14 protein-coding genes are annotated in these 18,876 nt (G+C 71.9%); 6 read left to right on the top strand and 8 right to left on the bottom strand.

Annotation, left to right across the window (positions count from 1 at the left end):
• Positions 1-3: 3 nt before the first annotated feature.
• Together O3438_RS15280 and pcaF are read right to left on the bottom strand one after the other, a co-directional pair.
• Complete coding sequence (locus O3438_RS15280; RefSeq protein WP_269680598.1) at positions 4-816, bottom strand: SAM-dependent methyltransferase; 813 nt, start codon at positions 814-816, stop codon at positions 4-6.
• Between the two features lie 101 nt (positions 817-917).
• Positions 918-2,123: a 3-oxoadipyl-CoA thiolase gene (pcaF, locus tag O3438_RS15285; protein WP_269680599.1), complete on the bottom strand. Its 1,206-nt coding sequence runs from the start codon at positions 2,121-2,123 to the stop codon at positions 918-920.
• 107 nt (positions 2,124-2,230) lie between these two features.
• Here pcaF and O3438_RS15290 point away from each other — a divergent pair, with 107 nt between their 5' ends.
• The 4 genes from O3438_RS15290 (at position 2,231) to O3438_RS15305 (ending at position 6,492) form a co-directional block, all read left to right on the top strand.
• The gene (locus O3438_RS15290) at positions 2,231-3,196 is read left to right on the top strand and encodes a glutathione S-transferase family protein (protein WP_269680600.1); all 966 of its coding nucleotides are present in this window, start codon (positions 2,231-2,233) and stop codon (positions 3,194-3,196) included.
• The gene (locus O3438_RS15295) at positions 3,189-3,905 is read left to right on the top strand and encodes a DUF998 domain-containing protein (protein WP_269680601.1); all 717 of its coding nucleotides are present in this window, start codon (positions 3,189-3,191) and stop codon (positions 3,903-3,905) included. The genes O3438_RS15290 and O3438_RS15295 overlap by 8 nt, the downstream gene beginning before the upstream one ends.
• A gap of 150 nt (positions 3,906-4,055) precedes the next feature.
• Positions 4,056-5,348, top strand: coding sequence for a dicarboxylate/amino acid:cation symporter (locus O3438_RS15300; protein WP_208745213.1), 1,293 nt, complete (start codon positions 4,056-4,058; stop codon positions 5,346-5,348).
• Between the two features lie 76 nt (positions 5,349-5,424).
• Entirely contained in the window at positions 5,425-6,492 is a 1,068-nt protein-coding gene (locus O3438_RS15305) for an NADH:flavin oxidoreductase/NADH oxidase (RefSeq protein ID WP_269680602.1), read from the top strand.
• A gap of 82 nt (positions 6,493-6,574) precedes the next feature.
• Here O3438_RS15305 and O3438_RS15310 read toward each other — a convergent pair whose 3' ends face one another.
• Positions 6,575-10,306, bottom strand: a complete 3,732-nt coding sequence (locus O3438_RS15310) for an ATP-binding cassette domain-containing protein (RefSeq protein ID WP_269680603.1) — start codon at positions 10,304-10,306, stop codon at positions 6,575-6,577.
• A gap of 956 nt (positions 10,307-11,262) precedes the next feature.
• On the opposite strand from O3438_RS15310, the gene O3438_RS15315 reads away from it, so the two are divergent.
• Positions 11,263-11,826 (top strand): hypothetical protein, encoded by a 564-nt coding sequence (locus O3438_RS15315; RefSeq protein WP_269680604.1) that lies wholly within the window; start codon positions 11,263-11,265, stop codon positions 11,824-11,826.
• A gap of 393 nt (positions 11,827-12,219) precedes the next feature.
• On the opposite strand, the gene O3438_RS15320 is transcribed toward O3438_RS15315, so the two are convergent.
• Together O3438_RS15320 and O3438_RS15325 are read right to left on the bottom strand one after the other, a co-directional pair.
• Complete coding sequence (locus O3438_RS15320) at positions 12,220-13,059, bottom strand: GNAT family N-acetyltransferase (RefSeq protein WP_269680605.1); 840 nt, start codon at positions 13,057-13,059, stop codon at positions 12,220-12,222.
• Entirely contained in the window at positions 12,989-14,329 is a 1,341-nt protein-coding gene (locus tag O3438_RS15325) for an MFS transporter (protein ID WP_269680606.1), read from the bottom strand. The genes O3438_RS15320 and O3438_RS15325 overlap by 71 nt, the downstream gene beginning before the upstream one ends.
• Positions 14,330-14,441: 112 nt before the next feature.
• Here O3438_RS15325 and O3438_RS15330 point away from each other — a divergent pair, with 112 nt between their 5' ends.
• Positions 14,442-15,041, top strand: a complete 600-nt coding sequence (locus O3438_RS15330) for a PadR family transcriptional regulator (protein ID WP_269680607.1) — start codon at positions 14,442-14,444, stop codon at positions 15,039-15,041.
• A gap of 160 nt (positions 15,042-15,201) precedes the next feature.
• Here O3438_RS15330 and ispG read toward each other — a convergent pair whose 3' ends face one another.
• Genes ispG through dxr form a run of 3 tightly spaced genes read right to left on the bottom strand, consistent with a single transcriptional unit; the run spans position 15,202 to position 18,845 of the window.
• Positions 15,202-16,374, bottom strand: a complete 1,173-nt coding sequence (gene ispG, locus O3438_RS15335) for a flavodoxin-dependent (E)-4-hydroxy-3-methylbut-2-enyl-diphosphate synthase (protein WP_088991003.1) — start codon at positions 16,372-16,374, stop codon at positions 15,202-15,204.
• Between the two features lie 9 nt (positions 16,375-16,383).
• Positions 16,384-17,634: a M50 family metallopeptidase gene (locus O3438_RS15340; RefSeq protein WP_088991004.1), complete on the bottom strand. Its 1,251-nt coding sequence runs from the start codon at positions 17,632-17,634 to the stop codon at positions 16,384-16,386.
• Complete coding sequence (gene dxr / locus O3438_RS15345) at positions 17,634-18,845, bottom strand: 1-deoxy-D-xylulose-5-phosphate reductoisomerase (protein ID WP_269680608.1); 1,212 nt, start codon at positions 18,843-18,845, stop codon at positions 17,634-17,636. The genes O3438_RS15340 and dxr overlap by 1 nt, the downstream gene beginning before the upstream one ends.
• Between the last annotated feature and the right edge of the window lie 31 nt (positions 18,846-18,876).

Consider the following 18,876-nt stretch of genomic DNA (forward strand, 5'->3'; position numbering starts at 1 on the left):
GGATCAGCCGGCGGGCTGGTCGTACCGGGCGACGCCGCCGAAGGCGCCGAACCGCTCCGGGTGCTCGTCCACGTCGGACGGTGAGTCGGGGCGCCAGAGCGGCATGTGCACCACGCCCGGCTCCAGGACGGTCCAGTCGCCGAAGAAGCCGGTCACCTGGGCACGGGAGCGCAGGGTGATCTCGGTGTCCGTCCGGGCGGAGAGTCGCTGGGCGTCCAGCATCTCCTGCGGCTGGTCCTCGAACGTGGAGTGTGAGAGAACCAGGAAGCTGCCCGGTGCGGCGGCGGCCCGCAGGGCGGCCAGGATCTCCTCGGGCCCGTCGCCGTCGGGGATGAAGTGCACCACCCCGGCCAGCAGGATGCCCATCGGTCGACTGAAGTCGATCAGCCCGAGCTGCCGGGTCTCGGCGAGGATGCGCTCCGGCTCGCGCAGGTCGGCGTGGATGACCCCGGTCAGCTCGTTGCCCGCGAGCAACTCCCGGCTGTGGGCGACAGCGACCGGGTCGATGTCGACGTACACCACCCGGGCCTTGGGGTTGACCCCCTGGGCCACCTCGTGCACGTTGCCGACGGTGGGAATTCCGGAGCCGATGTCGAGGAACTGGTCGATGCCGGCGTCGAGCAGCACCCGGACGGCCCGGCGCAGGAACTCACGGCCGGACCGCATGGTGGCGGCGAGGTTGGGGGTCATGCTCGCGATCTGTTCGGCCAGCTGCCTGTCGATCTCGAAGTTGTGCGCCCCGCCAAGGAAGTAGTCGTACACCCGGGCCGCACTCGGCCTGGTCAGATCGATCTCGGTCGGCAGTCCGTCGGGCATCGGTGTGCTCCCCAGTTCGTCGCCGCGGCGCGGGACACCACCGGCGTCGACGGACGTGCGCGACCACCGGCGGACCCGCGGGTCGTGTGGTGTGGACCACTCTAGGCGGCTGACTCCAGCAACAGCGAGATGCCTTGACCGACGCCGATGCACATGGTGGCCAGAGCCCTGCGACCACCGCGCCGACGCAACTCCAGGGCGGCGGTCAGCGCCAGGCGCGCGCCGCTGGCACCGAGCGGGTGCCCCAGCGCGATAGCGCCGCCGTTCGGGTTGACGTGTTCGGCGTCCACGGGCAACCCCAGCTCCCGCAGCACCGCCACGGACTGCGCGGCGAACGCCTCGTTCAGCTCCACCACGTCCACCGCGCCCAGCTCGACGCCGACGCGGTCGAGCAGCTTGCGGGTCGCCGGCACCGGGCCGATGCCCATGATGCGGGGCGGTACGCCGGCCGCCGCCGCGCCGCTGACCCGGGCCAGTGGCGTCAGGCCGTAGCGCCGCACCGCCGCCTCGCTGGCGACCAGCAGGGCGACAGCTCCGTCGTTGACGCCCGACGAGTTGCCGGCGGTCACCGTGCCGCCGTCGCGGAACGGGGTCGGCAGCGCCGCGAGCTTGTCCAGCGAGGTCTCGCGGGGGTGCTCGTCGACGGCGACCAGGCGAGTCTCCCGACGGCCGGCGGGCACCGACACCGCCACGATCTCCTCGGCGAACCGGCCGTCGGCCTGCGCCTTGGCTGCGCGCTGCTGCGAGCGGTACGCGAAGGCGTCCTGCTCGGCCCGGCTGACGCCGTACTCGGCGGCGACGTTCTCCGCCGTCTCCGGCATCGAGTCGACGCCCCACCCGTCGCGCATCAGTGGGTTCACGAACCGCCAGCCCAGGGTGGTGTCGTACACCTCGGCCGACCGGGAGTACGCCGACGTCGCCTTCGGCATGACGAACGGCGCACGGCTCATGCTCTCCACCCCTCCGGCGATCACCAGCTCGGCGTCGCCGGCGACGATGGACCGGGCGGCGGTGGCGAGGGCGTCCAGGCCGGAGCCGCAGAGCCGGTTGACGGTGCTGCCCGGCACCTCCTCGGGCAGGCCGGCCAGCAGCGCCGCCATCCGGGCGACGTTGCGGTTGTCCTCGCCGGCCTGGTTGGCGCAGCCGAGCACGACGTCGTCCACCCGGGCCCAGTCCACCGAGGGGTGCCGGGCGACCAGTTCGCGGATCACGTGCGCGGCCAGGTCGTCGGGGCGGACGCCGGCCAGCGCGCCGGCGTACCGGCCGATCGGGGTACGAACACCGGCCACCAGGTATGCCACTGTCATCGCGAGTCCTTCGGGGGTGCAGACGGCGGGGGTGGGGGCACGCCCACCGGGTCGCGGGGGCTACCGGCCGCCAGGATATCCGCGCCGCCAGCGGATAGGTTGACGGCATGGCCCGGGCCCAGTTCAGCGCAGAGACCAGCGGCGGCGGCGCGTTCGTGCGTCAACCCAACCGGTTCACCGGGCGGGTCACCGCCGACTCGACCTCGCCGCCGGGCGGCGGTCCGGACGAGCAGGACCGCTGGCCGCTGGAGGCCGGCCGGTACCGGTTGATCTGGTGTCGGGCCTGCCCGTGGGCGCACCGGGCGAGGATCGTGCGTGGCCTGCTCGGGCTGGACGACGCGATCTCGCTGGGCACCGTCGACCCGATCCGGGACGAGCGGGGTTGGGCGTTCGCCCTGGACCCGGACGGCTTCGACCCGGTCCTCGGGGTGAGCTTCCTGTCCGAGGCGTACCTGGCCACCGACCCGGACTACACCGGCCGGGTGACAGTGCCGGCGCTGGTGGACACTCTGACCGGCCGGGTGGTCACCAACGACTATCCGCAGCTCACCCTCGACTTCTCCACGGAGTGGCGGTCGCTGCACCGTGCGGGGGCGCCGGACCTCTACCGGGAGGACATGCGTCCCGAGATGGACGCGCTGATGGCCGAGATCCACACCGACGTCAACAACGGCGTCTACCGGTGCGGGTTCGCCACCTCCCAGGAGGCGTACGACGAGGCGTTCCGGGCTCTCTTCGCCCGACTGGACGTCCTGTCCGAGCGCCTCGCCGGGCAGCGCTACCTGATGGGCGACGCGATCACCGAGGCCGACGTGCGGCTGTTCACCACGCTGGTCCGCTTCGACGCCGCGTACCACGGGCACTTCAAGTGCAACCGCAGCAAGCTGACCGAGATGCCGGTGCTGTGGGCGTACGCCCGGGACCTGTTCCAGACCCCGGGCTTCGGCGAGACGGTGGACTTCGACCACATCAAGCGGCACTACTACGCCACCCATCGGGAGATCAACCCGACCGGGATCGTGCCGCTCGGGCCGGACGAGTCCGGCTGGGGCACGCCGCACGGGCGTGGTTGAGCCGGGTCGGCCCGGCACCACGACCGCGCCGACGGTCCGTGCTGACGTCGCCCGCCGGGTCGCCGGGTCCGCCGCCGCCGGGTGCGCGGTGGCCGGTGCGGCAGCGGTGACGGTCGCCGTGGTCGCTGGTCCCGGTCCCGGGTTCACCGGGTACGTCAGCGAGGCGGGCATCGCCGGCAGCGCGCACGCCCTGACGTACCGGATCGGGATCCTCGCTCTTGCCGCCGCGCTGCTGCTGATCGGCGCGGCGCTGCCGCCCGGGGTGTGGGCGGCCCCGGCGCTGCTCGCCACCGGCGCGGTTTTCACCGCCGTGTCCGGGGCGGTGACCTGCTCCGCCGGCTGCCCGTTGCCACCGTTCGAGCGTGCGACGGTGGCGGATCTGGTGCACGGCGGCGCGAGTATCGCGGCGACCGCGGCGGTGGTCTTCGCCATGGTCACGCTCTCCGTGTCCGGGCCGGCGGGCCCGGCGGTACGCCGACTGGCCGGTCCGGCCGCCGCGCTGGCCCTGCCGCTCTGCGCCGCGGTGGGGCTGGCGATGCTCGTCCTCGGTCGGGGCACGTTCGTGGGTGTGCTGGAACGGCTGATCCTCGGACTCGCTGTGCTGTGGGGTGTGGCCACCGCCACCGCGCTGGCCCTGGCAGCGGAAAGTTCAGCCGCTGTAAGGAGCCTCACGCCGACCGCTCCTTCCGATGAGCGGAAATCGGCGTAACGTCGGCGAACGATGACCAATGTCTGGGGCCTCACTGTCCGCCTGTATGTCGATCTCCGACTGCAGGCCAGTGGCATCTGTCCGGGCTAGCCGCGCTTTCACGCCTGCCCTGAATCAGACCGGACAAATGGATAGAACATGCCCTTCAGCCTGCGCAAGATTCCCTTCTCCGTGCAGATCCTGCTCGGCCTCGTGCTCGGCGTCGCGCTGGGCTTCCTGGCCCGCACCAACGACCTGAGCTGGCTGACCAGCACCCTGCACACCGTCGGCAGCCTCTTCGTCCAGCTCCTCAAGCTGGCCGTGCCGCCGTTGGTCTTCACCGCCATCGTGGTCAGCGTGGTCAGCCTGCGCGGTGTCGCCAACGCCGCCCGGCTCGCCCTCAAGACGCTGATGTGGTTCGGCATCACCGCCCTGATCGCGGTGAGCATCGGCATCGGGCTCGGCCTGCTCACCAACCCCGGCCGGGGCGTGAGCCTCGACCTGGGTGGCGCTGCCGCACCGAAGAAGACCGGTTCGTGGACCGACTTCCTCACCGGCATCGTGCCCACCAACCCGATCGGCGCGTTCGTCGAGGGCAACGTCCTCCAGATCGTCTTCCTCGCCGTCGTCGTGGGTGCCGCCGCCCTGCTGGTCGGCGAAGCCGCCGAGCCGTTCGTGGCGCTGAACCGTTCCCTGCTGGAGATCGTCCAGAAGGCGCTCTGGTGGGTCATCCGCCTCGCCCCGATCGGCACGCTCGGCCTGATCGGCAACGCCGTCGCCTCGTACGGCTGGGACCTGCTGGCCCCCCTCGCGAAGTTCACCACCGCCGTCTACGTCGGCTGCGCCATCGTGCTGTTCGTGGTCTACCCGCTGGTGCTGATCCTCGCCGGCCGGCTCAACCCGCTGCGCTTCTTCGCCGGCGCCTGGCCGGCCATCGAGCTGGCGTTCGTGTCCCGTTCCTCGGTCGGCACGATGCCGGTGACCCAGCGTTCCGTCGAGCGGCTCGGCGTGCCCCGCGAGTACGCCTCGTTCGCGGTGCCGTTCGGCGCCACCACGAAGATGGACGGTTGCGCCGCCATCTACCCGGCGCTCGCCGCGATCTTCGTGGCCCAGGTGTTCGGTGTGCAGCTCGGCCTGACCGACTACCTGCTGATCGCCTTCGTCTCGGTGGTCGGCTCGGCGGCCACCGCCGGCCTGACCGGCGCGATCGTGATGCTGACCCTGACCCTCAGCACGCTGGGCCTGCCGCTCGCCGGCGCCGGCCTGCTGCTGGCCATCGACCCGATCCTGGACATGATCCGCACCGCCACCAACGTGGCCGGGCAGGCTCTGGTGCCGACCGTCGTCGCTGCCCGCGAGGGAACCCTCGACCGGGTCGCGTACGAGTCCGCCGGTCGACGCGACCTGACCGAGCCGGAGCCGGTCGCGGAGACCCGGCCCGACCTGACCCCTGTTCCTGCCTGACCACGTCACCCGGTACGGCGACGGGCCCCTCTCCCCGGGGGCCCGTCGCCGTTGCCGTTTCGAGAGGATGTCCCCCATGAGCTCCCTGTTCACCCCCCTGGCCCTGCGTGGCGTCACACTGCCCAACCGGATCGCCATGGCCCCGATGTGCCAGTACTCTTGCGGCCCCGACGGTCTGCCCACCGACTGGCACCTGACCCACCTCGGCAGTCGCGCGGTCGGCGGCGCCGGTCTGGTGATGACCGAGGCGACGGCCGTGCTCCCCGAGGGCCGGATCAGCCCTCAGGACACCGGGCTGTGGTCCGGCGCCCACGTCGACGCCTGGCGACCGGTGACCGCGTTCGTCGCCGCCCACGGCGCGGTGCCGGCCGTGCAACTCGCGCACGCCGGGTTCAAGGCCTCCACGTACCGGCCGTGGGCACCGGAACGCGGCGGTGTGCCGGACGCCGAGGGCGGATGGACGCCCGTCGCGCCCGGATCCGAGGCGTTCACCGCCGGCTACCGGACGCCGACCAGCCTCGACGAGGCCGGCATCGCCGGTGTGGTCGAGGCGTTCGCGACCGCCGCCGAGCGGTCGCTGGCCGCCGGCTTCACCGCCGTGGAGATCCACGCCGCGCACGGCTACCTGCTCAACGAGTTCCTGTCGCCGCTGACCAACCACCGCACCGACTCGTACGGCGGCGACCGGACCGCCCGGATGCGGCTCACCCTGGAGGTGGCCCGCGCGGTACGCGCCGCGGTCGGCGAGGACGTGCCGGTGCTGACCCGGATCTCCGCCACCGACTGGGTCGAGGGCGGCTGGACGATCGAGGACAGCGTGGTGCTGGCCGGCGAGTTGGCCACCGTCGGCGTCGACCTGGTCGACGCGTCGTCCGGCGGCGTCAGCGTCGACCAGCGCATCCCCCTCGGTCCCGGCTACCAGGTGCCGCTGGCCGCCCAGATCCGCCGCGAGGCCGGCGTGCCGACCGGCGCGGTGGGCCTGATCGTCGAGCCCGAGCACGCCGAGCAGATCGTCGCCGGCGGCGAAGCCGACCTGGTGCTGCTCGGCCGGGAGCTGCTGCGCGACCCGTACTGGCCGCGCCGGGCCGCCGCGAAGCTCGGCGTCGCGTACACCGGGCCTGACCAGTACGCCCGCGCCTACTGACACCTGACGTGGTCGGGCGGCTGCCGTACCCCGGCAACCGCCCGACCGTCAGCCGGCCCCGACCGTCAGCCGGCCCCGACCGTCAGCCGGCCAGGTGCGACCAGTCGCCCTCCAGCTCCTGCCAGGTGCCCTGGGCGGCGACCGCCCCGCCGAGCAGCACCACCACATGGTCGGCCCGGACCAGCGCCGCCCGCTTCGCGGTCGAGCCGACCACTGTCACCCCGTGGTCGCGCAACGCCTGCCACAGCGCCAGCTCCGTGGTGACGTCCAGCGCCGACGACACGTCGTCGGCGACCAACAGTTCGGTACGCGGTGCCAGCGCGCGGGCCAGCGCCAACCGCTGCAACTGCCCGCCGGAGAGCCGGGTGCCCTTGTGCCCGATGAGCAGACCGAGCCCACCGCCGGCGGCGACCAGGTCATGGTCGAGCTGGGCGGTGCTGACCGCGCCGGCCGCGTCGACCTGGTGTCCGAGCGCGATGTTCTCGGCGACCGTGCCGGACAGCACCCGGGGCAACTGGCCGACGTAGCCGACCTGGTTGGGGCGCAGGAACAACTCCGGCTCGGTGACCGGGTCACCGTTCCACGCCAGCTCACCGGTGTGGTGCACGATCCCGGCCAGCGCCCGCAGCAACGAGGACTTGCCCGACCCCACCGGCCCGACCACCAGCACCAACTGCCCCCGCCGCACGGTCAGGTCGACGTTCCGGACGGCCACCGTACCGTCGGAGTGCACCACCCCGAAGTCGCGCAACTCCAGGCGGCGCAGCGGATGCCGCTGTGGTGGCGTCGGCGCCGGCGCCGTCCCGGCGGCCAGGTCGACTGCCGGAACCCCCGCGGAGTACGCGCTCACTCCGGTCATCGCCGCCGTGCGGCGGGTCCAGACCCGCGCCGACGGCAGCTGCGAGATCAACGACGCGGTGGTCCAGGCGAACCAGCGGGCCGCGCCCAGCGTGGACACGGCCACCAGCACCGCACCGGCGGAGAGACCACCGCCCAGGTAGAGCGCCCACGCGCCGATCGGCAACAGTCCGCTGGCCATCGAGGGCGTGGAACGCGCCCACACCTGCACCGAGATCTCCCGCCGCTGCCGGTCGCTGCGCACCACGTCCAGGCTGGCCAGATGGCGTAGCACCGCACTGGTCGCACCGGCGAGCTTCACCGTCCGCGCCGCGGACAGCGCGGAGACCAGCGCCGTCGCGAAGGCGGCCCGCGCCGCCACAGTGGCCCGGGCGGCACGTTCGAGCTTCGGCCCGAACAGCGTCGCCGCCAGCCCGGAGACGACCATCGTGCCGAGGAAGAACAGCCCCGGCACGACACTGCCGGTGACCGCCGTCATGGCGACGACCAGGACCAGCGCGACCGCCTGGTCCAGCACGTTGTCGGCGAGCTGGACCACCCGCTCGGTGTCGCCGCCCTGCGCCACGACCTCGGCCGGGGTGTGCGAGCTGACCCGGCGCGGCCCGGTCTGACCGTGCACCAGGCGCAGACCGATCCGCAGCATCTGCCGCACCCACCAGCCCGGGAACCAGACGTGGGTGTAGTACGGCAGCGGCATGGTGACCAGCAACCCGGCCACGATCCCCACCGCCGGCAGGTACGGGCTGCCGGTCCCGTCGACCAGGTCGGCCCAGAGCCAGGGCAGCACCGGCCCGTCCAGCCCCAGCAGGCTGAGCCCGAGGAACAGCCCGATCGCGGCCATCCCGTACCGGGGGTCGTTGAGGCAGAGCCGGAAGATCTCCCGCAACGTCCGGGCCGGCGGCACGGGCGGCAGCGGCGGCGGATCGGCGCGGGTCACCCCGGATGTCGCGGGTGACGCCTCGGCTCGCGTGGTCGTCGGCTCGATCCGCTTGTCCGGCGCGGTGCTGTCCGGCACGGTCTTGCCCGGCACGGTCTTGTCGGGCTCGGCCAGCACGGTCGGGTTGCCCGGCTCGGCCGGCATGGTCTGCGTGTTCGGCACGGTCCGCACGGTCCGCTCGTCCGGTTGGGTAGCGAGTCCGCTCGGGTCGGCCCACGCGGTCGCCGACCCGGTCGGGTTGTCCGGATCGATCCACGCGCTCGCCGGGTCGGCCGGCCAGTCGCGGGCCGGGTCGGGACCGACCAGCAGGTCGGTGCCGCCGCCAGCGCGGCCGGCCGTCGCCGCCGTGGCGTAGGCGGCAGCGTGACTGGTGGCCAGCAGCTCGGCGAAGCGCGTCGACGTCTCCAGCGGACCGGCCTCCACCACCGCACCGTCGGCCAGCACCACCACCTCGTCGCAGCGGCGCACCGAGGAGAGCCGGTGCGCGATGACGATCCCGATCCGGTCGCGCAGCAGCCGTTCGGTGGCCCGCTGCACCCGCGCCTCGGTCACCGGGTCGAGGCGCGCGGTGGCCTCGTCGAGGATCACCACATGGGGGTCACGGACCAGGATCCGGGCGAACGCCACCAGCTGCTCCTGACCGGCGGAGAGCACGTGCCCTCCCTCCCCCAGCCGCGTCGCCAAACCGTCCGGCAGCTCGGCGATCCAGCCCGCCAGGCCCAACTCGTCCAGCGCCCGGGCTGCGGCGTCGAGCAGGTCCGGGTCGAAGAGCGCGACGTTCTCGGCGAGCGTGCCGGCGAGGATCTCCGTACGCTGCGGCACGAGCGCCACCCAGCGGCGCAGTTGCTCGACGTCGAGGTCACCCAGGTCGGTGTCGCCGAGGAAGACCGTTCCCGGTGGCACGTCGACAGCTCTGGTGAGCACCTTCGCCAGTGTCGACTTACCCGAACCGGTCCGCCCGATCAGCGCGTACGAGCGACCGCGCGCGAAGGTAAGGCTGAGCCCGCGCAACGCCGCCCCCCGACCACCCTCCTGGTACGTGAACGTCAGGTCCTCGATGCGCAGGTCACCCTCGGTCGGGCTGGCGCCGCCGACGGGTTCCTGCCGAGCCCGCTGGAGCAACTGCACCCGGGCCCATGCGCCGAGAGCCTCCTGGATCTCCGGCACCATCCGACTGACATGCTCCGCGGTGGCCCCGAAGGCCAACGCCAACAGCCAGATGGCGGTGAGGCGTGCGGCGTCGACCCGGCCGGTGGCCAGCGCCCACGCCCCACCGAGCACCACCACGCCGATGCCAGCCCGGATCGTCGCGGTGGCGGCCGACGCCACCTTGGCGGACAACACCCAGACCAGGCGACCCCGGGACAGCACGGCGGCGGCCCGCCGCGCGTACAGCCGCAGCACGTACGGCCGGGCCAGACTGGTCCGGACGTCGTCCTGGCCGTGCACCGCCTCCTCCATGACCGCGGCCAGGTCTGACCACGCCTCCTCCTCGGCCATCCGGGCCGGACCGATCCGCGCCGTGGGCCGGCGCAGGCTGACGGCGAGCACCACCGTGAGCAGCAGCATCGCCACTCCGGCCGGCCACCACACGACCAGCGCCACGACCATCGACAACAGACCGACGCAGAGGCCCTGGGCGAGCCGCGTGCCCTGGTTACGGATCGCCGACGCCACCTGGTAGACGTCCCCGTCGATCCGGTCGAGCAACTCGCCCACCGGGGTGGTCTCCAAGGTCGGCAGGTCCTGCCCGAGTGCGACCCGGCAGAGCCGGCGACGCACGTCGGCGGACCAGTCCGCGGTCAGGCCGGCCATCAGGAGGCTCACCGCGAGGTCGCTGAGGACCACGGCGACCAGCGCAGCAGCCAACACGGCGAAGAAACCGGCCGATCGGTGCACCAGCACCGCGCCGGCCAACGCCGAGGCACCGGCCTGACCGGCGGCGCCGAGCACGATCAGGATGACCACGATCGTCATACGACGCGTCGAGGTGCCCCACAGATCTCGGAGCAGGCGCATGAAAGTCCTCCGGACGTGGGGTGGCGGAGACTTCAGCCTGCCGGCGTCGACCCGTCGTCTCAACCGATTTTCCGGGCTCTGAGCAGGTCAACGGCTGTCTCCCTCATCCGCCGCGCCGCGCCCCCTGGCACCTCCATGACGCCATCGGGCGATGCCGCCCGGAGCCGGCGGGCGCGCTCGCCGAGCCGATCGCCGCATCTCGAGGAGCATCCCCGCAACGACCCCCGAACCCTCGACCCCCGCTGCCGCAAGACCGCCCGAACCCCCCGATCGCGCAACCCGCCCAATCCTCGACCGTTGCCGGCGCAACGCCCGCCCGAGCCTCGCTCGCCAGAACATGGACCCTGATGGCGCAACGCCGCCCGACCCCGCTGCCGCCACGCCCGCCCGAACCTCGACCCCCGAGGGCGCAACGCCGCCCGAACCTCCCAAACGGGGATGATCGACTCCGTTTCGGCGAAGTCGCGGTATCAACCCCTCACGGATACCGCGACATCGGCGAAGTCGTGTGGATCATGCGTGAGCGGGGGTGTTCTGCCCGCCAGCCTGGGTGGTTTGGCGCCCGAGGTGGGGTTGACCTGCGCGACTTGTCCCTTTTGAGTGGTATCGGCGTGTGGCCGGGGGCACGTGCCGGCCGGAATCGTGGCCGGGTCGGGGTCGTTACACACCCTGACGATCGCAGGACCACGGCCTGTCGGCGCGGTGGTCCGCCCCTGGGAATGACCCCCGGCCCCGGGTCGTTACACCTGGACCCCGGCCCGACCGGTTCCCCGCTTCACATGGTGTCGCCCCCCGGGAATGACCCCCGACCCCGGGTCGTTACATACGGACCCGGCGCCGCGAGCCCTCGTTCGCAGGCCGCCGATGATCCCCTCAAGACTTTTTGCAGCGCCGGACGAGGTGCTCACGCCCGCGCCCCCTGGGCGGGTGTCCTTACCCCCGAAGGAGCTTCCCCCATGAACACGATCATGCGTAAGAGTGTGCTGTCCGTTGCTGGTCTGGCGTTCGCCGGTGGTGTGTTCGCCGGTCCGGTCGCCGCCCACGCCGCCACCCCGACCGTGGACGCCAAGCCCGTTGCCGCCGCCGTGCAGGTTGCGCCGAAGCCGCAGGGCGAGCAGTCGCACATCACCCTCAACGGTGAGCAGACCGCGAACGTGAAGGCGATCATCGCCGCGACGAAGAAGGCCGGTCTCCCGGAGCGGGCCGCGGTGATCTCGATCGCGACGAGCCTGCAGGAGTCGAAGTTGGAGAACCTGGGTCACCTCGGCGACGCCAACGACCATGACTCGTTGGGTCTGTTCCAGCAGCGCCCGTCCAGTGGTTGGGGCACGCCGGAGCAGATCACCGACCCGGCCTACTCCACCACCGCGTTCCTCAAGGGCCTCAAGCAGGTCGACGGGTGGCAGGACATGGCGCTGACCGACGCCGCGCAGACCGTCCAGGTCTCCGCCTACCCGGACGCGTACGCCCAGTGGGAGCAGCAGGCCACCGACCTCGTCGCCCAGCACTGGAACAGCTGACCCACCGCAACTCCCGAACACCGACCGCTGGCCGGCACCCCACCCGGGGTGCCGGCCAGCGGCGTATCCACTACCGCCACCGCGGGCCGCCGAGCGCCGTCACCGCCGCGCGAACGCACGGTGGCAGCACACCCACTCCGAGATCTTGGACAGTGCCCGCCCGCGTAACGGAAACTGTCCAAGATTTGTGGATGTGCACACGACCTGCACACCGGGAGAGCGAACATGCGGGCAACTCGACCCACGACCAGCCACCCGAACGACGAGCCGGGCAACCGCCACAGGCACGGCGAGCCGCCCAACCACCACGGGTCAGCTCGACCCGCGACCACGCGCGTCTACCAGGCACGACCAGGCACCGCGTCTACCAGGGACGACCAGGCACCCAGCGGGTCAGAACAGGACCGTCGCGAGGGTGCCGATCGGTTGGAAGCCGCAGCGTTCGTAGACCCGGCGGGCTGGGAGGTTGAAGTCGTTGACGTACAGGCTGACGGTGGGGGCGACCCGCAGCAGCGCGTCGCGGACCACTGCTGCCATGGCGGCGGTGGCGATACCGCGGCCTCGCCACTCGGGTGCCACCCAGACGCCTTGGACCTGCGCGGTCCGCTTGGTCACCACGGCCAGCTCGGCTTTGAAGACGACAGTGCCGTCGACGAAGCGGGCGTACGCGCGACCGGATCGGACCAGGTCGTTGACGCGCCTGCGGTAGCTGCGTCCGCCGTCTTCGGCCAGCGGGGATACGCCGACTTCCTCGGTGTACATGGCTACGGCCGCCGGGAAGAGTCGGTCGACCTCGCCGGGGCGGACCTGACGTACCTCGGGGTCGGCGGGTACGGATGGCAGGGTGTCGGCGGCCAGCAGTGGCTGGTTGGGGCGGACGTCTCGCGCTGGCCCCCATGCGTCGGAGAGCCGGTCCCAGAGGCCGAGCACGGCGTCGGCCCGCCCGACGATGGAGGAGCACAGCCGTTCCTCGCCCGCGAGCAGGTCGGCGAATGCTGCCACCGCGGCGTCGCTCGCCAGCACCGGCGTCAGGTTGCCGCCGAGCCAGCACAGCGATTCCAGGTTGCGGCGTGCGCCGTACCCCAGGATTCTGCCTTCGGCCCGCCACCACGAGAGGCCGCGCGCGGCGATTCGCTCGGCGACCTGCGCGCCCGCGAACGGGTCATGGTCGAGTAGTCGCTCGACCGCGCGGCGCTCCGATTCCCCCAGTTGCCGTACCGGCACCGTCAGCACGACTACCAGCCTGCCAGATCGACCCCCTGCTCCGCCGGTCGAGTGACAAGGCCGGCACCGGCTCGGCCGGCTCGCTGGCGGGGCGGGTCCGCTCGGCCCACCGGACGACGGGTGGTACGAGGGCTCCGAGCAGGAGGAACAGCGCTCCGAGCACCAGCCAGCCCGGTACGCCCCAACCGAGGGCGAGGGTGGTCACCACGACGGGGGCGAGCATCTTGCCCAGTTCGTAGCCCATGCCGTAGGCCCCCTGGTACTGCCCTTGGGCGTTCGTCGGCGCGAGCCCGAAGGAGATCGCCCAGCCGGCGGCGGAGTGCCACAGTTCCCCGATCACGTGGGCGAGCGACCCGACGCCGAGCAGGCCCACCGCCCCGGCGGTGGGGAGCGCGCCGCTGACGGCGAAGAGTACGCAGGCCAGGGCGATGGCGACGCCGGCTCGACGGGCGGCGCGGGCGGCTGCGGGCACTGTGGCGGCGGCACCCGCGGCGCGTACCTGGAGGAGGACCACGAGCCCGGTGTTGACCAACGTCAACGCGGAGATCATCCAGATGGGTGCCTTGGTGTGCCCGGCGATCCACAGCGGCAGGGCGATGGTGAGCAGGCTGAAGTGCATGGACATCAGGCCGTCGACAAGGGTGAAGGCCAGGAACGGGCGGTCTCGTAGGGCGATCAGTCGGGGGCCGTGCGTCGGGGCAGCGACCGGGGCGATGCTGGGCAGTCGGAGGAAGACCAGTGCGGCGGCGAGTGACGCCGCTGCGGTGGTCAGGATCAGTGCGACGTACCCGGTCCGGGTGTCGGCGGCGATGGCGAAGCCGCCGAGGACCGCGCCGACGGAGATCCCGACGTTGGTGGTGGCGCGCAGGTAGGCGCGGGTGCGTACCCGTTGGTCGGCCGGGATCGCTCCGGCGATCAACGCGCCCCGGGCGCCGCGCTCGACCGCGTCGGCGAGTGCGGTGACGGCACCCAGCAGTACGAACGCGGGAAAGGACCGGACGGCGATCAGGCCGACGGTGAGGGTGCCGGCGACGAACAACGCGCCGACCTGTACGCCGCGCGGGCCGACGCGGTCGGCCAGGTAGCCGCTCGGTGTGCTGGCCAGGACCCCGACGAGCGCCGAGATGGTCAACCCGATGCCGACCTGGGTCGCCGACAGGCCTACCGACCGGGTGAGGAAGAGGGCGCTCGCGACGAGCCAGAGGCCACGCCCGACGGTCTTGACCAGGGTTCCGAGGGTGAGGATCCGGGCCGGGCCGGGTGGAGGGAGCAGGCGCATGGACGGGACGTTAGCAAGACGTACGTACGGTTTGCAAGAACGAGGGTTGTCGACGATGCATTGCCGATATATCGTTGATGCATCAGCTACAGTACGAGAGAGGGAGAACCTGATGAGGTTCCATCGACAGCACCACCCGATGCACGAGGCGCGGATGCGAGGGTTCGGCTTCCCGCCGGTTCCGCCGGGCCCGCACGACCATGGTCACGAGCACGGACACGGCGGCCCCTGGGGTGGCCGGGGTCGCGGCCGCGGTCGAGGTCGGGGGCGACGCCCCAACGTCCGGGCCGCCGTGTTGGCCCTGCTCACCGAGCGGCCGATGCACGGCTACGAGATGATCCAGGAGATCGACTCCCGCACCGGCGGTGCGTGGCGACCGAGCCCCGGGTCGATCTACCCCACCCTCCAGCTACTGGAGGACGAGGGCGTGATCGTCGCCAGCACTGAGGAGTCCGGCGGCGGGCGCAAGCGGTTCACGGTCACCGAGGCCGGGCAGGCGGAGGCCACCGAGGCCGCGCAGACCCCGGCCTGGGCGGACGTCGCCCCGACCACGGTGACGAGCTGGCACGACATCCGCGACTCCGGCGCGCAGGCGATGAACGCCCTGCGCCAGGTCATGATGAACGGCACCGACGACCAACGCGAGCGGGCCGCGCAGGTCCTCGACGAGACGCGCCGCAAGCTGTACGCGATCCTCGCCGAATCCGAGTGACCCGGCCGCCGACGTCCGCACGATCAGCGCGACAAACGCCGACGCCCGCACGACGCGGGCCGGCGCGCCCCTTGCGCCGCGCACGGCAGCAGGACGGCATCGGGTACGACGACAGCGGCCGTTCCCCGCACGGGGAACGGCCGCTTTTCCATCTGGAAAATCAGTGCACGGTGACCGTCGGGCCGGTGACCAGCCCGCGCAGCTCCTCGGGAAGCTCGGCGCCCATCTCGTCGGCGATCCGCAGCGCCTCCTCGATCAGCGTCTCCACGATCTGCGCCTCGGGCACCGTCTTGACGACCTGCCCCTTGACGAAGATCTGGCCCTTGCCGTTGCCGGAGGCGACACCGAGGTCGGCCTCGCGGGCCTCGCCGGGACCGTTGACGACGCAGCCCATGACGGCGACCCGCAGCGGCACCGGCAGCCCTTCCAGGCCGGCGGTGACCTCTTCGGCGAGCTTGTAGACGTCGACCTGGGCCCGCCCGCAGGACGGGCAGGAGACGATCTCCAGGCCCCGCTCGCGCAGACCGAGGGACTCCAGGATCTGGTTGCCGACCTTGATCTCCTCGACCGGCGGGGCGGACAGCGACACCCGGATGGTGTCGCCGATCCCCTCGGCCAGCAGCGCACCGAAGGCGACAGCCGACTTGATGGTGCCCTGGAACGCCGGCCCGGCCTCGGTGACGCCGAGGTGCAGCGGGTAGTCACACTGCTCGGCGAGCTGCCGGTACGCGCGGATCATCACGACCGGGTCGTTGTGCTTGACCGAGATCTTGATGTCCCGGAAGCCGTGCTCCTCGAACAGCGAGCACTCCCACAGCGCCGATTCGACGAGCGCCTCGGCGGTGGCCTTGCCGTACTTGGACAGCAGCCGCTTGTCCAGCGAACCGGCGTTGACGCCGATCCGGATCGGCACTCCCGCGTCCCCGGCGGCGCGGGCGATCTCCTTGACCTTGTCGTCGAACTGGCGGATGTTGCCCGGGTTCACCCGGACCGCGGCGCAGCCGGCGTCGATCGCTGCGAAAACGTACTTGGGCTGGAAGTGGATGTCGGCGATCACCGGGATCTGCGACTTCTTGGCGATCGCGGGCAGCGCCTCGACGTCGTCCTGGGACGGCACGGCCACCCGGACGATCTGGCAGCCGGACGCGGTCAGCTCGGCGATCTGCTGGAGGGTCGCGTTGATGTCGGAGGTGAGGGTCGTGGTCATCGACTGCACGGACACCGGCGCACCGCCACCGACCGGGACCGAACCGACCATGATCTGGCGGCTGGCCCGACGGGGAGCGAGCGGCGGAGGCGGCACGGCGGGCATACCGAGACTGATAGCTGTCACTTCAGGCACTCACCTTGAGAAGAGCGTGATCGGGTTGACGACGTCCGCGGCGATGGTCAGCAGCGTGAACGCGCCACCGATCAGGATCACCGCGTACGTGAAGGGCATCAGTTTGAGGTAGTCCACCCGGCCGGGGTCGGCGCGGCCGACCTTGCTGTAGATCCAGGAGCGGGCGCGTTCGAACCAGGCGATGGCGATGTGGCCGCCGTCCACCGGCAGCAGCGGCAGCAGGTTGAACACACCGATGAAGAAGTTCAGCGACACGAAGAGCATGAAGAAGACCAACCAGGCGTTGTTCTCCACGGCTTCGCCGCCGAGTCGGCTGGCGCCGACGACGCTGATCGGGGTGTCCACGTCGCGCTCGCCGCCGGTGAGGGCGGTCCACAGGGCGGGAACCTTCTGCGGGAGCCGTTGCAGCGCCTGGGCGGTGCCGACGGCCAACTGGCCGGTGAAGTCGGCGGTGGCGCCGAAGGCGCCGACCGGGCCGTACGTCACGCGGGTGGGGGTGCTGGGGACGAGCCCGACGCCGAGGGCGGCCACCGGCGCGACGGTGCCGCTCGGGTCGTCCAGCGGCGGACGCTGGGTCTGCGCGAGCACGGTGCTGGTGGTGGCCGGCTGCCCGTCGCGGACGTACGCGATCTGCGTGGTGTCGCCGGGCTTGAGCCCCCGCAGTGTGGTGAGCAGGTCGCCGTAGGAGTTGACCGGGGTGCCGTTGATCGCGGTGATCCGGTCGCCGTTCTTCAGCTGCGCCTGGGCGGCCGGGCTGGCGGCGTCGCCGGGGGCGCAGGCGCGCACCGAGTTCTCCGCCACCACGCAGTCACTGAGCCGGATGACGGCCGGCTCCTGGCGGGCCTGCGCGTCGGTGGTCGGGAAGTCCGGGTTGGGCAGGCCGGCGGAGACGGCCAGGATCCAGATCGTGACCAGGGCCAACGCGAAGTGCGTGATCGACCCGGCGGCCATCACGATCGTCCGTTTCCAGACCGGGTAGCGCCACATCACCCGCGACTCGTCGCCCGGCTCGACGTCGTCGTCCTGCGGGGTCATCCCGACGATCTTGCAGAAACCGCCGAGGGGGATGCCCTTGAGCCCGTACTCGGTCTCACCCCGCTGGAACGACCAGATCGTGGGGCCGAAGCCGACGAAGTACTTGGTGACCTTCATCCCGAACGCCTTGGCGGTGAGCAGATGCCCCGCCTCGTGCAGGCTCACCGAGACGAGAATGGCCAGGGCGAAGAGGACCACCCCGAGCAGGTACGACATCAAGCTCCTTCCACCGAACCCGCGATGATCTCCTGCGCGTGCGCGCGCGCCCACGACTCGGCCGCGAGCACGTCCTCGACGGTACCTGGTTCGCCGAAGTCCGGAGCCTCCTCCAACACGCGTTCGAGGGTGTCGACAATGCCGAGGAACGGCAGCCGGCCCGCCGCGAACGCCTCGACGCACTCCTCGTTCGCCGCGTTGTAGATCGCCGGGCGGCTGCGCCCGGCCTCTCCGGCGGCCTTGGCCAGCGCCACGGCCGGGAACGCCTCGTCGTCGAGCGGCGCGAACTCCCAGGTGTGCGAGGTCGTCCAGTCGACAGCTGCGGCAGCGCCGGGGACCCGGTCCGGCCAGCCCAGCGCGACAGCGATCGGCAGCCGCATGTCCGGTGGGCTGGCCTGGGCGATGGTCGAGCCGTCGACGAACTCGACCATGGAGTGGATCACCGACGTCGGGTGCACCATCACCGTGATGTCGGCGTAGGGCACGTCGAACAACTCGTGCGCCTCGATCACCTCGAGCGCCTTGTTGACCATGGTGGCCGAGTTGATCGTGATGACCTTCCCCATGTTCCAGGTGGGGTGCGCCAGCGCCTGCTCGGGTGTGACCTGCGTCAACTCCTCGCGGCTCCGGCCCCGGAACGGGCCACCGCTGGCGGTGACGATCAGCCGCCGTACCTCCGGGCGCGACCCGGACCGCAGGCACTGCGCCAGCGCCGTGTGCTCCGAGTCGACCGGCACGATCTGCCCCGGCCGCGTCATCGCGGCCCGGACCAGCGGGCCGCCGGCCACGAGCGACTCCTTGTTGGCAAGCGCGAGGGTACGACCAGCACCCAGCGCGGCCAGCGTAGGAGCGAGGCCCAGCGAGCCGACCACCCCGTTGAGCACGATGTCGCACGGCCACTGGGCCAGCTCAGCCATCGCGTCCGGCCCGGCCACAATCTTGGGAAGCTTGAAGTCACCGGTGGCCCACCCACGCCGACTCGCCTCCGCGTAGAACGCAAGCTGGAGATCCTGCGCGGCGGATGCCCGGGCCACCCCGACCGCCTCGACGCCCAGTTCCAGCGCCTGCGCGGCGAGCAGCTCGACGTTGCCACCACCCGCACCCACGGCGACCACCCGGAACCGGTCCGGGTTACGCCGGACGATGTCGATGGCCTGCGTACCGATCGAACCTGTGGACCCGAGCAGAACAAGATCGCGGGGTGAAGTCACGCGCCCATTCTTCCCCACCGTCGCTGCGAGC

The sequence above is a fragment of the Micromonospora sp. WMMC250 genome (assembly GCF_027460215.1).
Lineage (GTDB): Bacteria > Actinomycetota > Actinomycetes > Mycobacteriales > Micromonosporaceae > Micromonospora > Micromonospora taraxaci.

What these genes read in the sequence shown, in the direction of transcription:
- O3438_RS15310 (WP_269680603.1), bottom strand. Translation starts at nt 10,306, where the DNA reads ATGCGCCTGCTCCGAGATCTGTGGGGCACCTCGACGCGTCGTATGACG.
- O3438_RS15305 (WP_269680602.1), top strand. Translation starts at nt 5,425, where the DNA reads ATGAGCTCCCTGTTCACCCCCCTGGCCCTGCGTGGCGTCACACTGCCC.
- O3438_RS15290 (WP_269680600.1), top strand. Translation starts at nt 2,231, where the DNA reads ATGGCCCGGGCCCAGTTCAGCGCAGAGACCAGCGGCGGCGGCGCGTTC.
- O3438_RS15340 (WP_088991004.1), bottom strand. Translation starts at nt 17,634, where the DNA reads ATGTCGTACCTGCTCGGGGTGGTCCTCTTCGCCCTGGCCATTCTCGTC.
- O3438_RS15315 (WP_269680604.1), top strand. Translation starts at nt 11,263, where the DNA reads ATGAACACGATCATGCGTAAGAGTGTGCTGTCCGTTGCTGGTCTGGCG.
- O3438_RS15280 (WP_269680598.1), bottom strand. Translation starts at nt 816, where the DNA reads ATGCCCGACGGACTGCCGACCGAGATCGATCTGACCAGGCCGAGTGCG.
- pcaF (WP_269680599.1), bottom strand. Translation starts at nt 2,123, where the DNA reads ATGACAGTGGCATACCTGGTGGCCGGTGTTCGTACCCCGATCGGCCGG.
- O3438_RS15325 (WP_269680606.1), bottom strand. Translation starts at nt 14,329, where the DNA reads ATGCGCCTGCTCCCTCCACCCGGCCCGGCCCGGATCCTCACCCTCGGA.
- O3438_RS15330 (WP_269680607.1), top strand. Translation starts at nt 14,442, where the DNA reads ATGAGGTTCCATCGACAGCACCACCCGATGCACGAGGCGCGGATGCGA.